The 14,120-nt window shown below is 63.6% G+C and carries 13 protein-coding genes; 11 read left to right on the top strand and 2 right to left on the bottom strand.

Annotated features, from left to right (window positions below; all coding sequences use genetic code 11):
• Positions 1 to 109: 109 nt before the first annotated feature.
• From OKW20_RS22775 to OKW20_RS22735, 9 genes are all read left to right on the top strand, one after another.
• Positions 110 to 946 (top strand): oxidoreductase, encoded by an 837-nt coding sequence (locus OKW20_RS22775; protein WP_429175617.1) that lies wholly within the window; start codon positions 110 to 112, stop codon positions 944 to 946.
• A gap of 689 nt (positions 947 to 1,635) precedes the next feature.
• Positions 1,636 to 2,409 carry a helix-turn-helix domain-containing protein gene (locus tag OKW20_RS22770; RefSeq protein WP_429175615.1) on the top strand — a complete coding sequence of 258 codons (774 nt, stop codon included), beginning with the start codon at positions 1,636 to 1,638 and terminating at the stop codon, positions 2,407 to 2,409.
• A 131-nt stretch (positions 2,410 to 2,540) separates the two neighbouring features.
• Positions 2,541 to 3,224: a hypothetical protein gene (locus OKW20_RS22765; RefSeq protein ID WP_429175612.1), complete on the top strand. Its 684-nt coding sequence runs from the start codon at positions 2,541 to 2,543 to the stop codon at positions 3,222 to 3,224.
• Between the two features lie 176 nt (positions 3,225 to 3,400).
• Complete coding sequence (locus OKW20_RS22760) at positions 3,401 to 4,009, top strand: hypothetical protein (protein WP_043612005.1); 609 nt, start codon at positions 3,401 to 3,403, stop codon at positions 4,007 to 4,009.
• Between the two features lie 63 nt (positions 4,010 to 4,072).
• The gene (locus OKW20_RS22755) at positions 4,073 to 4,714 is read left to right on the top strand and encodes a hypothetical protein (protein WP_043612003.1); all 642 of its coding nucleotides are present in this window, start codon (positions 4,073 to 4,075) and stop codon (positions 4,712 to 4,714) included.
• Between the two features lie 242 nt (positions 4,715 to 4,956).
• Positions 4,957 to 5,496 (top strand): papain-like cysteine protease family protein, encoded by a 540-nt coding sequence (locus OKW20_RS22750; RefSeq protein ID WP_043612001.1) that lies wholly within the window; start codon positions 4,957 to 4,959, stop codon positions 5,494 to 5,496.
• Between the two features lie 303 nt (positions 5,497 to 5,799).
• Positions 5,800 to 6,315, top strand: a complete 516-nt coding sequence (locus OKW20_RS22745) for a sigma-70 family RNA polymerase sigma factor (RefSeq protein ID WP_429175607.1) — start codon at positions 5,800 to 5,802, stop codon at positions 6,313 to 6,315.
• A gap of 7 nt (positions 6,316 to 6,322) precedes the next feature.
• On the top strand, positions 6,323 to 7,303 hold the full coding sequence (locus OKW20_RS22740; RefSeq protein WP_429175604.1) for a FecR family protein: 981 nt from the start codon (positions 6,323 to 6,325) through the stop codon (positions 7,301 to 7,303).
• A 124-nt stretch (positions 7,304 to 7,427) separates the two neighbouring features.
• On the top strand, positions 7,428 to 10,121 hold the full coding sequence (locus OKW20_RS22735) for a TonB-dependent receptor domain-containing protein (protein ID WP_429175601.1): 2,694 nt from the start codon (positions 7,428 to 7,430) through the stop codon (positions 10,119 to 10,121).
• Positions 10,122 to 10,176: 55 nt separating this feature from the next.
• On the opposite strand, the gene OKW20_RS22730 is transcribed toward OKW20_RS22735, so the two are convergent.
• Complete coding sequence (locus OKW20_RS22730; RefSeq protein ID WP_429175598.1) at positions 10,177 to 11,634, bottom strand: MDR family MFS transporter; 1,458 nt, start codon at positions 11,632 to 11,634, stop codon at positions 10,177 to 10,179.
• A gap of 255 nt (positions 11,635 to 11,889) precedes the next feature.
• On the opposite strand from OKW20_RS22730, the gene OKW20_RS22725 reads away from it, so the two are divergent.
• Both OKW20_RS22725 and OKW20_RS22720 read left to right on the top strand, forming a co-directional pair.
• A complete protein-coding gene (locus OKW20_RS22725) occupies positions 11,890 to 12,144 on the top strand; it encodes a type II toxin-antitoxin system ParD family antitoxin (RefSeq protein ID WP_043612157.1) in 255 nt (84 codons plus the stop codon).
• Positions 12,144 to 12,437, top strand: coding sequence for a type II toxin-antitoxin system RelE/ParE family toxin (locus OKW20_RS22720; RefSeq protein WP_429175595.1), 294 nt, complete (start codon positions 12,144 to 12,146; stop codon positions 12,435 to 12,437). Before OKW20_RS22725 ends, OKW20_RS22720 begins: the two co-directional genes overlap by 1 nt.
• Positions 12,438 to 12,523: 86 nt before the next feature.
• On the opposite strand, the gene OKW20_RS22715 is transcribed toward OKW20_RS22720, so the two are convergent.
• Entirely contained in the window at positions 12,524 to 13,963 is a 1,440-nt protein-coding gene (locus OKW20_RS22715; protein ID WP_429175591.1) for an NAD-dependent succinate-semialdehyde dehydrogenase, read from the bottom strand.
• Positions 13,964 to 14,120: the final 157 nt, after the last annotated feature.

Below are 14,120 nucleotides of genomic sequence, written 5' to 3'. Positions count from 1 at the left end.
AAGCTCTCATCAGCTCAACGAGAATCCAGTCGATTATCTCAGTAGATGTCTCGCAGTACAACCTCTTCAGCCGCCGATGATGGAGCGGCGAAACAAACCGGAGGTTCACATGCATACGTGGTTCATCACTGGCGCATCCCGTGGATTTGGTGCTCTTATCGTTGAAAAGGCCCTGGCCAATGGCGATCAGGTGGTCGCGACGGCGCGCAATCCGAAGGCAATTGCGGACCGCTTCGGGGACCATCCCAATCTCCTGGCCGTTGCGCTGGACGTCACCGACGAGGATCAGGCGCATCAAGCTGTCGGCCAGGCGATCGCACGCTTCGGGCGCATCGATGTCCTGGTCAACAATGCCGGCTACGGTCTGCTGGGCGCAGTCGAGGAAGCAACCGGCTCCGAGATCGAAGCGCTCTACAAGACGAACGTCTTCGGACTTCTGGCGGTCACCCGCGCGGTCCTGCCGCATATGCGCCGCCAGCGCGATGGGCGGATCCTCAACTTCTCATCCGTCGGCGGCTACCGCAGCGGCCCTGGTTTCGGCGTCTACTGCTCGACGAAGTTTGCCGTCGAGGGACTGACCGAGGCCCTGGCGGCGGAACTCGCGCCGCTCGGGATTTATGCGACGGCGATCGAGCCCGGCTACTTCCGCACGGATTTTCTCGACTCGACGTCGCTGAGCGTCAGCCCGATCGAGATCAGCGATTATGCGGAAACTGCAGGTGCCGTTCGCAGCAAGGCGAAGGAGATCAGCCATAACCAGCCGGGCAATCCCGACAGGCTTGCCGACGTGCTGATCTCGTTCGTCGATGCGGAGCAGCCGCCGGTCCGGCTTCCGCTTGGCAGCGACACGGTGGCTGCGATCGAGGCCAAGCACGCTTCGGATCGCGACCTTCTTGCCCGGTGGCGCACGGTTTCCGTTTCGACGGATTTCGAACAGGCGGTTTGAACGAAGAGCGGACACCGAGCTCCTTCGCAATGTCGATGTCCGCAATCGGGACACCCGGGCGCAGTTCCGGGCTTACCATCCGAGGTCGACCTCCCCGGGGCATGCAGGAAACGCCTCGACCAACACGACCACTACCGCCAGGCCAGCCGCCGCACCGTTTGAGGAAAACGGCGCGGCGGCTGGCCGTTCCGCATGGTCCGTGCTGGGCAGGGTGACCGGCTCTGCCGAGGTGCCAAGAGACGATCTGACCCAAGCTGGGCCAGCGCTTAGAAATCCGCGTCGATCCGACTTTAGAATGCATTAGCGCTGTCGAACGGAAGCCGCTCTTCTCCTCTTCGCGAACTAGAGTAAAAGTCGCATCTCTTTCACGTCATACAACCAAAGGGAGCGGAGTGAGCGAGACAACCACAGAGTTGCCGCGCCAGACGGGTAGACCAGACCCGTACCCCAGTTTCCGTTTTGCAACCTCCGGCAGGGATGCTCCCTTCGAAGCCTGGCGATCCGTTCTCGACATCCTGTTCGAAAGCGCGCCAGCGAAACATCTGCCACCGGCAGCATTTCGGGCGAACCTCGTCGTTCATCATTTCGGGACCTTTCTGCTTTGCCGCAGCAATGCTGACGGTGGGCGATATCGGCGCACCGATTTGCGTCTCGCCCGCGATGATCTCGACCACATCGTCATTTCGTGCGTGATCGGCGGGCGCATTGGATTGACCGCGCCACGGCTGAGGCGCCTTCGACCGGGCGATGTGGCCGTCTCCGATCTGTCAACGCCCGTGGCCTTTTCCATGCGGGCGGCCGAAGCCGTTCACCTGATCGTGCCGCGGGCACTGCTGCCGGCCGCTGTCGCGCCCCCACAGCCGATCTCTGGGCGCATTCTGTCCCATGGCAGCGCGATCGCCGTCTTCGTTTCAGGCGTTGTCCAGGCCTTGGCCGACGCGGCACTCCGCTTCGGTGCCAACGAACTCACGTCGCTCGGGTCGATCATCCCGGATCTTCTGGCGTCCTGCCTTGGTCCCGCAGATGGCGGCAAGCCGGGCGGCCGCACCGGTGATCTTGGTCGCCGCCTGCGCCGCCACATCGAAGACAACCTGCATCATCGCGACCTGACCACCGCCCGGCTCGCGCGCGAGCTCGGCGTTTCCCGCAGCCAGTTGTTCCGGCAATTCGAGATGACCGGCGGCGTTGAAACCTACATCCGCAGGCGCCGGCTGCGCCGATCCCTGTTTGCATTGTGCGATCCCCGCCACGCCGATCGTCGCATCGGCGACATCGCCTTCGACATGGGGTTTGCCGACGAGGCGCATTTCAGCCGCCTGTTCCGGCAGGCCTTCGGCCTTTCTCCACGCGCGGCCCGTGACCAAGCGCGGAATAGAGAAGGTGCAACTCTAGGGGGCATTCTGCTGCCGTTTACGCTCGGAACCTCTTTCTCCGAATGGATAACGGAACTGAGGAGCATATGAGCCCGCTGGGACGGTCGTCCAAGTTTTTGGGATGCTCACCCAAAGACAACCAATGGGGATGTTGCTATTTTTTCTGCACCCATAGAGAGTGAATTGCAGAGCCGGATGGCTCGTGAAAAGGGATCTCTGGCATGTCGAAGCAGATCGCAGATCAAGCCTCCACCGCGCCGGGTGATACCCCGCCTCCAGCAACTCCGACCACGTTCACGCTGAGCGCAACGAATGGATCGAGCGTCGCGGGCGTTTCATATTTCAGCGTCTTTCCGCCGCCGCTCAAGAGCCCCGCAGTCAGCGTGCAGGTGCTGACTGCCCTAATCTCCAACGTGACGAGGTCAGGTCAAGAGGAGACGACGCTCACCTGGAACGGCGGGAGCGGCGCCTTGGCCCTCCTGGCGATTGCCGGCAACGGCAAAGGCGACCCCGCAACGGCTGAAAAGACCCCGGTGACACTCGGAGGCAAGGCCACCGTCACCTTTGCGAATGGCACCTATGCCATAGCAGTTTCTACTGGAGGGCCGGCGAATTCGGTCGAGGTCGATTTCGATCTCAGCGTCCCGCCGGCCAGCCTGGTCGGCCTTGTCGTCGGTCCCGCTGCAATCCTACTTGCACCGCCGGCCGGGATGGGCCCGTTGATCCTCGAGCCGGACCTGGCGCGGACGGTCACCGTGGTCTTCGGCACGGCCTGCACCTATCCGCCACCTGCAATTTCCGATGTCGATCAGGGATCGACGGTCATGTTCGCATCAAGTGGCGCCAGCGCCGCCAGCGCGCAGATCAAAGTCGGACCGGACAACCTAATCGTCCAGACGGGCTGACGTTTCCACGAACTTGCCCGGCGATACCTGCCTCGTCGGGCAATCCCCCTCGCTGCCGTTTTGTCCCTTCCCCTTGAGCGGGCAGCGAGGGGCTGGTCGGCGCCGCTTCAGCCCCGGAGGCGGTGCCGGCCACCATGTGATCCCGGGCGCTAATCCAGAAACGAAAGGTAACACCGATGACGTCATACTCTTTGACATGCGTGAACAACTCGCAGCTGACCGGTAGCTTCGCCGTCTTTCAGAAAGCGCCGCCGACGACGACCCCCGGCAACGTGTTCTCACTCGCCTGGTTCGCTCGTCCGACCGCGCCGGGAAGCCGCGTGACCTTTACCTGGGGTCTCGACTACAGCTTCGTCTGGTCGGAGACCGGCGTGCTGCAGCCGGGCATCAATTTCTCCGCGACGCAGGTGCGCTCGGCAGATCCCAACGGCCAGAACCTGATCCAACTGACCCAGGACTCGGCCGGTGCGACGACCTTCGTCAATCCGAGCGTCAACGGCGCTCTCGGCTCGCTGACGATCCAGCAACTTTCGAACGTCGCGCCCAACCGCACCTCCGTCGGTATCGGCATGGCCGGTTCCGGCACCTTCGCGGTCCAGGCGGCGCCGAACATGACCGCGGTCTTCTCCCCGCATCCCAACTACTGGGTGATCTTCGGCAATTACGAGACCGGCGATGTCATCGACATCGAAGACGTCACCGGCGCGGTCGAAGTCACCTATGGCGGTGCACTGACGTCGCGCACGGCGCTGCTCGGTCTCGACAACCTGATCTCGGTTTCGTGACGCCGCGGGCGGCGGCTGAAACCAGCCGCCGCCTCTTCCTCTCACCGCTCAGGGAGACCCGATATGTCCGAGTATAGGCTTACCTGCGTCAACAATTCGAGTTTGCATGGCAGCTTCGCGCTCTACCAGGTTCCGCCGTCAGCCCCCGGTCCGACGGGGCCGGCATGTCTGGCGTGGCTTGCGCGTCCAGCGGCACCCGGCACCCAGGTGCGCTTCTCCTGGTCGACCGAAGTCGGCTTCATCTGGGGCGAACGCGGCACCTTTGGCGGACGCACGACCTTTACCGCCTACCAGTATGTCGCTGCAGACCCCGAGCGCGAAAACCTCATCGACTTCGGGTCCGACAGTTTTGGTGCCCCGACCTTCCAGAACCTGAGAACGGGGGGTGCGCAGGGCGCACTCACGATCCGTCAACTCAATGCGACCTTCGACTTTCCGATCCACCTCGGCATCGCGCTTGGAAAGTCGCCCATCTACACCGTGGATTTCAACGTCAATGTTCTCGGTGCCTTCATCCCTCACCGAAACCGCTGCTGGGTGGTGTTCGGCAGCTATACCGCCGGCGAGGCGATCGATGCCGAGGCGCAGACCAATGTTCAGGTCGTCGACTTCAACCCGTCTTCGCCGGCGCAACGCGTCGAGTTGAGCCCGGAAAACATCCTGCGATGCACGTCTGCGCCAAGCGCCGATGCGCCTTTCGGCTAACCGCACGCTCAAGCCTCGCATGCCTGTTCCCCTTCCTGACGAAAGGAAGCCAGCATGGAAACGACCAGACCAACCATGGGCCGCCGCGCCCGCATGCTTGCCGCATGCCGAGGGCGCCCACCGCCGCAAACGTCGTGAGCCGTCTGTGAATGCTCTGCTCGACCCAGCGGTTGCGGAGTTTTCCGCCCTTGTCAGGTCGAGGCCGCATCTTCATCGCCAATGTTTTCTAGAAGGAGTTCGAAATGACCACAGTTCTCCATCCGCCGCCACTCGTCCCGCAAGGTTCGGCTGCATGGTGCTTTGCCGCTGCGGAGGCGATGGTTCGCAGTTTTCGCAACCTGCCCGCCGTGTCACAATATGACATTGCCCGGCGGAGCACCTTCGCGCTGGCTTCGCTCGACCCCGCGGTCCAGGAACGCCTGCAAATCGCCCAGGCGCTCGACCTCTCCACCGACCAACTGGAAAATGACGGAGCCAATCGGAATAGCCAGGTCGTGCAATTGGTCAGGACCCAATGGAACGCTTTTGACAACGCGACGACCGGCGGTCATTTCCTCAATGTGCCCTTGACCGCTCAGGCCGTCAAAACCGAGATCGATAACAACCGCATCTTCGTGATCGGCAACGCCTACCACTATTATGTCGTCTACGGCTACGAGAACGACGGCAACACACTGCTGCTGCGCGATCCCTGGCCAGAAGGGGTGGGCGGATTGACACCGCAAATGTCGCTCGCAAACTTCCTGCAACTCCCCGGACGTGTCGCGATCCTGTTCGGATAAGCGCTTGAGCGCCGGCGTCGGATTGCCCGGTTCCTCCGGGCATCCGGTGCCGGCGATCATGAAGGCGACCGTGCTCCCTATTCGCGGACGGTCCGGGTTCGGGCCGTGCCTTGAGCCGGCTTGATCTGCAAAATCTGCAGCCATTTTACCCAAGGCGCTTGCTGGGCGACTAAACATGAGTATAAGAGACAAGTATTAGCCTGCGGCATCAATCAAGCCGCAGGATCCCCCGCGAAGTTTGCGCCATGCCCGTCGAAATCCACTCCCAAGACCGCCGCGTCGCGCTTCGCTAGGAAGGGCAGCATGGTGGCAAGTTCTCTCAATCACTGGCTCGCCCTGCTCTTCAGGCGCCATCACAAGGAGGTGGTACGCTACGCCTCGCGCCTGATCGGCAATCGGGACGACGGTGAGGAAGTGGTTCAGAACGCCTATCTGCGCATGGTGAGGGTCGACCGCCGCAGTGTCGAGCATCCGCGTTCCTACCTGTTCAAGGCAGCCCGAAATGCGGCGATCGACTTTCGCATCAAGCTGGAGCGGGAGTGGTCGCGCCGGGTCGAACTGGACCAGGCAGACCGCCTGTCGTCGTCGGACGACTTTGCGCTGCGGCTGGAATTTCGCGACAAGGTCGCAGCCCTATCCGTTCTCTTGAACGAACTGCCGATCGCCTGCCGGACGGCTTTTATCATGAACAAGGTCGAGGGCCATTCGCACCGGGAAATAGCCGAAACACTTGGCATCTCGGTCAGCATGGTCGAAAAGCACATGCTGCGTGCGCTGTGCCATTGCCGCGACGTGCGGCGCGAGATGGACCATGTCTGAAAGGGCGATGAAACCCGCATCGGCGGCAAGGCATTGTCCTGCGAAAGACATCTCCGACGCGGCGCTCGGCTGGGTCGTCCGGCTCCATTCCGGTGAGGCGACCGTAGACGACCAGCGCGCCTATGAGGCGTGGCGTGGACAAAGCGCAGAGCACGAGGCGGCAGCGGTGGAAGCGGAAGCCTTGTGGGACGATGCGGCACATCTGCGCCGCGATCGCCGGACCGGCCTCATCTATCCCGGCCGCGACACCGCGCTCCTTTCACGTCGCCGCCTTCTGACCGGCGCGGTCGGCATCGCTGTCCTGGGAAGCGGGCTTGCCGCTTCGCGCCCCTGGCTGCGCATCCTCGGCTCCGATTACGCGACAGCCACGGCAGAGACCCGTTCGATCGGCCTGCCTGACGGGTCACGGGTGATCCTCAACGCGCGCACGGCCATGGATGTGGATTTCGACGAGCAGGCCCGCCGGGTGGTTCTGAAGGAAGGCCAGGCATTTTTCGACGTGGCGACGGACGCGCGGCCGTTTCAGGTTGCCTCAGGCGGAACCATCGTCACGGCCCTTGGAACCGCTTTCGACGTGGACGCCAATGCCGCCGATGGTTCGCTCGGCATTGCCGTCACCCGTCATTCCGTTCGCGTATCGCCGATGGCCGGCGACCTCATGGGCGTTACGCTCGCCGAAGGGGAGCGTGTGTCTGTCGGTGGTGATGGCGCCATCGGCAGCCCTGTCGTGCAGGATCCGGCCATCGCGCTTGCATGGCAGTCCGGCATGTATGTCGCCGAAAACCGTAGGCTCGGCGACGTCGTCGCGGCCCTCAGCCGCTATCACGGCGGCTGGATCGTCTTCAGTCACGACCGCTTGAAATCGACGCTGGTCAGCGCCGTTTTGGATTTGAGAACGCCGGACGCCGCGCTTGCAGCGCTTGCGTCCGGCCTGCCGATCCGGGTCACACGCATGACCCGCTTCGTGACACTGATCTCGGCGGTCTAGCCGGTTTCATTTTTTTCGAACGCCGTTGCGGATTTTTGGGTGCCGCCTCGTCTCGGCTTTTGAGGGATGTGTCCTGCCAGCAGGAATACCGGTCCCTCGCTCAAAGCATGGGAATAGGGATCAGATGTCCAGACAAACGGGGCGAAACAAACTTCTTGGCGCGGTCGTGGTCGCAACCACGGCGGTCGGTTCACTTCAAACGGCAGTGCCGGCTCTGGCACAACAGGAGCGGTCGGCCCGTTCCGGTGCCATCACTTTCGACATTCCGGCGCAATCCCTGACCGCGGCGCTTACGGCATTTGCGCGGCAGTCGGGGCTGAGACTTGCCTATTCGGCATCGCTGACCCAGGGGAAATCCGCGCCTGCCGTGAGCGGGTCGATCCCCCCGGCAGAGGCGCTGTCGCAGCTTTTGTCCGGCACCGGCCTCTCCTATAGCCTGAACGGCGGGACCGTCACGATTACCGAGCGCGTTTCCGGTGCGCACGCGGTCGGTGCGGCCGACGGAGAGACGATGCTTGCGCCGATCGTCGCCGGCGGCGGCATCATCAATCCGGTGGATGCGCCCTATGAAACGGCTGCGCCGACCGCCTACATCTCGGAAGAAAACATCGACCGCTTCCGCGGTTCGAGCCCGGCCGACATTTTCCGCGGCACGCCGGGCGTGCTCTCCGGCGAAGCGCGCAACGGCGCGGGCGCCGTCGACGTCAACATCCGCGGCATGCAGGGCATGGGGCGTGTCGCCGTCACCGTCGACGGCGCCAGCAATTCGGCCACGGTCTACCAGGGCTATCAGGGCATCTCCAACCGGACTTTCGTCGATCCGGATTTTCTGGGCGGCGTCGATATCACCAAGGGCTCGGACGTTGCATCGAGCGGCATCGCCGGCACGGTGGCGATGCGCACGCTGGATGCCGGCGACATCGTGAAGGAGGGGCGGACATTCGGTCTCCGGGTCAAGGGCGGCTTCGGCACCAACACCTCCACCCCACCGCCGGCCGGCACCACCGCCGGCTATGCCTGGCCGGGGGGCACCTGGGCGCCGCCGGTCGCAACGGCAAAGAGCGACGGAATGGACCGCCCCTCGTTCTTCGATCCGACCAGCGGCTCGGGCAGCATCGTCGGCGCGATGCAGGAGGAAAACGTCGACCTCGTTGCCGGCTACGCCTATCGCCGCCAGGGCAACTATCATGCCGGCAGCAACGGACCTTCGGCAGTACCCGTGAGCATGGGGCCGCGGCCGTTCTGCTATGAAAGCGGCGTATGCCTGCCGCCGGCCCGGGGCTGGAAGGACTACATCGAGAACATCGGCATCGCCAACTACCGCGCCGGCGAGGAGGTGTTGAATACCCAGCTCCAGACAAAGTCCTATCTCGCCAAGGGCACTGTCCGTTTCGAGGACGGTCACAGCCTGCAGTTCGGCTACAACGGGTTTCGCAGCGAGGCCGGCGACCTCCTGGCGTCGCGCCTGACCTCGGATCGGGGCCAGGCGATACAGCAGGGCCAGACCGCGGGAACGAAGGTCGATGCCGGCACGCTTCGCTACGGCTGGAAGCCTGACGACAATGACCTCATCGATCTCAAGGCCAATCTCTGGGCCACGCGGCTGGAACTGCGCAATCCCCGGCGGAGCGGCGTGCTCTATCCGCAGCCCGGAGATTTCGGCCTGCCTGCCGATTTCCGCACCGGCTCCGACACCTTCATGTGGGGCGCCGATGTCGCAAACACCTCGGCCTTGACGACCGACTACGGCCCGCTCGACCTGACCTACGGCCTGTCGTTCCTGAGCGAGGATACGCGACCGAGCAAGTTCACGCCGGAACTCGAGACATGGCTCGACCTTCGCGACGGCACGCGGCAGGAGGCGGCCGCCTTCGCCAAGGCCGCCTGGAAAGCCACGGATTGGCTGACGATCAATGGTGGCCTGCGCTACCAGCACTACTGGACAGAGGATCGAAACGCCCCCGAACAGGTCCGCCCCGGCTACACCTACGACACGGCGCTCAGCGACGGCGGCTTCAGCCCGTCGGTGGGCGTGACGCTGGAGCCCTTCGACGGCACACAGTTTTATGTGAACTACTCGAACGCGCTGCGCTCGCCGAGCATCTTCGAGGGTGTTTCGGCCTTCACCATGAACGTCAATTCCAACCTGCGCCCGGAACGGTCGAGCAACTGGGAGGTGGGCACCAATCTCAGGCGCGACGGCGTGTTTTCGGCCGACGACCAGGCGATGATGAAGCTCGGCTTCTTCGACTGGAATGTCGACAACTACATCTCGCGCGAATGGTATACCGATCCGCGCGGTATCTCCGGCATGCGCATCCACAACATCGCCGGCGCGCATTTCCAGGGCATCGAGCTGTCCGGTCGCTATGAACGCGGCGGCTTTACCGCCGAGCTTGCCGCCAACTACTACACCGATGTCGAGTTTTGCCGGACGGCGACCACCTGCGGAAACAAGTCGCTCTATGCCGACTACGCCACCAACCAGGTGCCGCCGGAATACACGGTCGCGTTGACGCTGTCGCAGACGTTCCTCGACGATGCCCTGACAGTCGGCGGGCGGATTTCGCGCACCGGATCGCGCGCGATCGGCCATGGCGACGTGACCGCCCAGGGCGCTTCGCAGTTCATCTCGCTGATTAACTGGAAGCCCTATACCTTGGTGGACGCGTTCGCAGAGTACCGGATCAACGAGAGCCTGACGGCGAGCTTCCGCATCGAGAACCTGACCGACGCCTATTATGTCGATCCATTGAGCCTGGTGCAGCAGCCCGGCCCGGGACGTACCTTCTACGCGTCGCTGAAGGCGGAGTTCTAAGCCCGCAATCCGATTGATGGTCGCGCCGGGACAGGCGCGGCCATCAGCGGTGCTGCTACTCGACCGCAGCGGCCACCGCGGTCTCGTCGCGACCGCGCAACGGCTTTTCCGGCATGAGATGAAAAAGCGCGAGCGCTGCCGCCATCGCTGCAGCGCTCGCAATGAAGATATCGGTGAAGGGCACGGCCGAGGTAACCGTCGCGCCGAGCGCTTCCACCCCTTCGCCGGCGAGCGGCAGGCCGTTGCCAAGGGCGATCGCGCCGAAGGCCGCAACGCCAAGGGCGCCGCCGAGCGATCGCAGGAAGGTCAGGACCCCGGTCGCGACGCCAAGATGCGTCTGGTCGACGGAATTTTGAACCGAAATCGTCGCCACCGGGAAAGTCATGCCCGAGCCGAAACCTGCGGCGAATGTCAGGAGTTCAAGGACGATGAGCGAGGTCCGGCCGGCGAGAGCAGCAAGGGCCGCCAGGCAAAGGAATGCAAGCGCGCCGCCGATCAGAGCCATCCTCTTATAGTGGACGATGCGCGGTATCGTCCGCCCGCTGGTTGTCGCTCCGCAGACCGTTCCAAGCAGCAGGCCGAGCATCACCACACCCGAACTGCTGGCCGACAGGCCGTGGAACGTCTGCGCGTAGACGGGGATATAGACCGAGAGCCCGACATTGGCGCCCTGCGCCAGGAACATGGCGAGCGTTCCGTAGCGGACGATGGGATTGGCAAGCACTTCCAGCGAGATTAGCGGTTCGCTTGCCTTGCGCAACCGCAGCGCAAACGTGATCCACAGCACGACGGAAGCGCCGAGCAGGCCGAGTATGACGGCGGAGAACCATGGATAGCGGCTGCCGCCCCAGTTGAGCGCAAGCAGCAAAAGCGACGTTGCAGCGACGAGCAGTAGGGCTCCGGCCCCGTCGATCCGGTGCGCGCGGGCGACGGTCGGAAGCTTCCTCAGCGGCTTGTTGATGATCGCCATCGCCACCAGCCCCAGCGGAATGTTGATCCAGAAGATCAGCGACCAGTGCAGATGCTCGGCGAAGGTGCCGCCCAGGAGTGGGCCGGCGATGCTCGCGACCGCCCAGGTTCCCGATATCCAGGCGGCGTAACGCGCCCGTTCGCGGGGCGGTACGAGGTCGCCGATGACGGTCTGCGCCAGTGCGAACAGGCCGCCGCCACCCAGGCCCTGAACGGCGCGGCCAACGATCAGCGTCAGCATGTTGGGCGCCAGCGCGCTTATCAGCGATCCCGCAAGGAAAATGATGATGGCCGCAAAGATCGTCGGCCGCCGTCCGTAGATATCGGAGATCTTGCCGTAAAGCGGGGCCATGGCTGTCGCGGTCAGCAGGTAGCCGGTCACCACCCATGGCAGGTAGTCGGCGTGTCCCAGCGCCTTGCCGATGGTCGGCATCGCCGGCGCCACGATCGTCTGGTCGAGTGCCGCCAGAAGCATGGAGAGAAGAACGCCGCCGATGATGATGTTCTTTTCCGGTTCGGAAAGGGCGGGGGCCGTCGCGGCCATTCCATTTCGTTGAGACGTCTCGGTCATTCACGCAAGTCCGATGCAATCAGTCGTTTAATGTGTCGTGACGGCATTCAGAGAGGTTGCCACCTCGATAGTCAACCGTGGTGACGATCGGAGTAGGCCCTGAGAACCGCGTTCGGCGGGTGGTATCGCGGTGTCGGAGGAGCTTCGCGTGGCGTCGCGAAGGGCGGGCTCCAGATTTGACAAACTTTGCCAAATTGTGTCATTCTTTCAGCAGCAATGGAGGCAGACGTGGCGACGATGAACGTATCCTTGCCTGATCCGATGAAGGACTGGGTGGAAGCGCAGGCACGCACGGGCCGTTATGCCAATGCCAGCGACTATGTGCGCGACCTCATCCGCAGGGACCAGGAACGCAACGACAAGGTTGCGGCAATGCAGCGCTTTGTCGACGACGGCCTTAACAGCGGCGTCGGATCGCGCTCCAAGGACGCGCTTTTTTCTGCGGCGCTGGCGCGCGCTGAAGCGCCGCGCGATCGCAAGTAATGGCATTTCGGCTTTCCGTCGCGGCGGAAGAAGACATCATCGCAATCGCCGCGGATGGCGTGCGCCTTTTTGGCTCCGCCCAGGCGAGGCGGTATCACGATGAGCTATTCGACCTCTTCGCTCTCATCGCGGCCAATCCGCGCATGGCGCGCGAGCGCACGGAACTGTCGCCGCCGATGCGCATCCACCCGTTCAAGGCGCATCTGGTCGTCTACAGGATCGATGCGGATGGTGACATTCTCGTCGTTCGCGTCCGTCACGGGCATGAAGACTGGATGAGCAACGCGTTGTAGCCTAGGCATGATAAGACAAGGGACGGCGCGTCGGCGCCGTCCCTTGTTGCTTTCTCGGGCGAGTGGATCTTTCGCCGACCGCGGCGTCAGACGCTCTTTCGCGTGACGAAGCGTGTTTCGAGATAGGCCTCGATCGCCTCCGAGCCGCCCTCTGTGCCGTAGCCGGAATCCTTGATGCCGCCGAAGGGGACTTCGGGGAGCGCCAGGCCCAGATGGTTGATCGAGATCATTCCGCTTTCGACCTCGCTTGCCAGACGATGGGCGCTGCGCTCCGATCCGGTGAAGGCATAGGCGGCAAGACCGAAGGGCAGGCGATTGGCCTCGTTGATCGCCTCATCGAGATCATGGAAGCGATTGATGATCGAGACCGGGCCGAACGGCTCGTCGTTCATGATCCGGGCGGAAAGCGGCACGTCGGCGAGAACCGTCGGCTCGAAGAAGTAGCCACGGTTGCCGATGCGATGCCCGCCGGTTGCCAGCCGGGCGCCATGCTCGACGGCGTCGGCGACCAGGCTTTCGATCGCCGGGATGCGCCGCTCGTTGGCAAGCGGTCCCATATCGATACCGTCTTCGAGACCGTTGCCGACCTTGATCTTTTTCGAGGCGGCGACGAAGCCGTCGAGGAACTGATCCGCCACGCGCTCCTGCACGAGGAAGCGGGTCGGCGACACGCAGACCTGGCCGGCATTGCGGTACTTGCTGCCGGACATGATGGCGACGGCGCGCTCGACATCGGCGTCATCGGTGACGATGACAGGCGCATGCCCGCCAAGTTCCATCGTCGCGCGCTTCATGTGCTGGCCGGCAAGGGCCGCCAGCATCTTGCCGACCGGCGTCGAGCCGGTAAACGACATCTTGCGGATCACCGGATGGGAGATCAGGTATTCCGAGATGACCGAGGGCACACCGTAGACGAGGTTGACGACACCTGCGGGGAGCCCGGCATCGACGAAGCAGCGGATGAGTTCGGCAGGCGACGCCGGTGTTTCCTCGGGCGCCTTGACGATGATCGAGCAGCCGGTGGTCAGCGCCGCCGATAGCTTGCGCACCACCTGGTTGATCGGGAAGTTCCAGGGCGTGAAGGCGGCAACCGGACCGACCGGCAGCTTGACGGTCATCTGGGTGACATCGGGCGCGCGCGGCGGAATGATCTGGCCGTAGGCGCGTTTTCCTTCCTCGGCGAACCACTCGATGATGTCGGCGGCGCCAAGGATCTCGCCCTTCGACTGGGCAAGCGGCTTACCTTGCTCGCGGGTCATCAGCCAGGCGATGTCACCGGCCCGTTGGCGCAGGAGGGCGGCTGCCGACCGCATCACCTGGGCGCGGTCGAAGGCGGACGTAGCCCGCCATGTCTTGAAGCCCTTCTCGGCGGCCGCAAGCGCCTCATCCAGGTCTTCCACTTCGGCCCAGGCCACCTGGCCGATCGCTTCCTCGCTGGCCGGGTCGATGACGGGAATGGTCTTGCCGGATCGGGCCGGCCGCCAAGTGCCGTCGATATGAAGCAGGATGTCTGGATAGTGAGCCATGGGAAACCCTTTACTGAATGAAGTTCGTCGCTTTGCGCGCGACGCTATAAGATCAGGTCGATGGGGAACAAGCCGCCCGGCCAGGCGACCATGAGATCTGGAGATGGGGACGTGGCTGCCCCGTTGCAAGGCGGCAGCCCTGTTCGGGGGGAACTGA

This window comes from Ensifer sp. LBL (genome assembly GCF_050435225.1).
Taxonomy (GTDB): domain Bacteria; phylum Pseudomonadota; class Alphaproteobacteria; order Rhizobiales; family Rhizobiaceae; genus Ensifer.
The sequence above is the reverse complement of the archived record's forward strand: the minus strand, read 5'-3'. Positions and strand labels throughout refer to the sequence as shown.

Bases quoted from the DNA above. Each gene is read 5' to 3' on its own strand.
- OKW20_RS22775 (WP_429175617.1), top strand. From the start codon at position 110: ATGCATACGTGGTTCATCACTGGCGCATCCCGTGGATTTGGTGCTCTT.
- OKW20_RS22765 (WP_429175612.1), top strand. From the start codon at position 2,541: ATGTCGAAGCAGATCGCAGATCAAGCCTCCACCGCGCCGGGTGATACC.
- OKW20_RS22760 (WP_043612005.1), top strand. From the start codon at position 3,401: ATGACGTCATACTCTTTGACATGCGTGAACAACTCGCAGCTGACCGGT.
- OKW20_RS22755 (WP_043612003.1), top strand. From the start codon at position 4,073: ATGTCCGAGTATAGGCTTACCTGCGTCAACAATTCGAGTTTGCATGGC.
- OKW20_RS22750 (WP_043612001.1), top strand. From the start codon at position 4,957: ATGACCACAGTTCTCCATCCGCCGCCACTCGTCCCGCAAGGTTCGGCT.
- OKW20_RS22745 (WP_429175607.1), top strand. From the start codon at position 5,800: ATGGTGGCAAGTTCTCTCAATCACTGGCTCGCCCTGCTCTTCAGGCGC.
- OKW20_RS22740 (WP_429175604.1), top strand. From the start codon at position 6,323: ATGAAACCCGCATCGGCGGCAAGGCATTGTCCTGCGAAAGACATCTCC.
- OKW20_RS22735 (WP_429175601.1), top strand. From the start codon at position 7,428: ATGTCCAGACAAACGGGGCGAAACAAACTTCTTGGCGCGGTCGTGGTC.
- OKW20_RS22730 (WP_429175598.1), bottom strand. From the start codon at position 11,634: ATGGCCGCGACGGCCCCCGCCCTTTCCGAACCGGAAAAGAACATCATC.
- OKW20_RS22720 (WP_429175595.1), top strand. From the start codon at position 12,144: ATGGCATTTCGGCTTTCCGTCGCGGCGGAAGAAGACATCATCGCAATC.
- OKW20_RS22715 (WP_429175591.1), bottom strand. From the start codon at position 13,963: ATGGCTCACTATCCAGACATCCTGCTTCATATCGACGGCACTTGGCGG.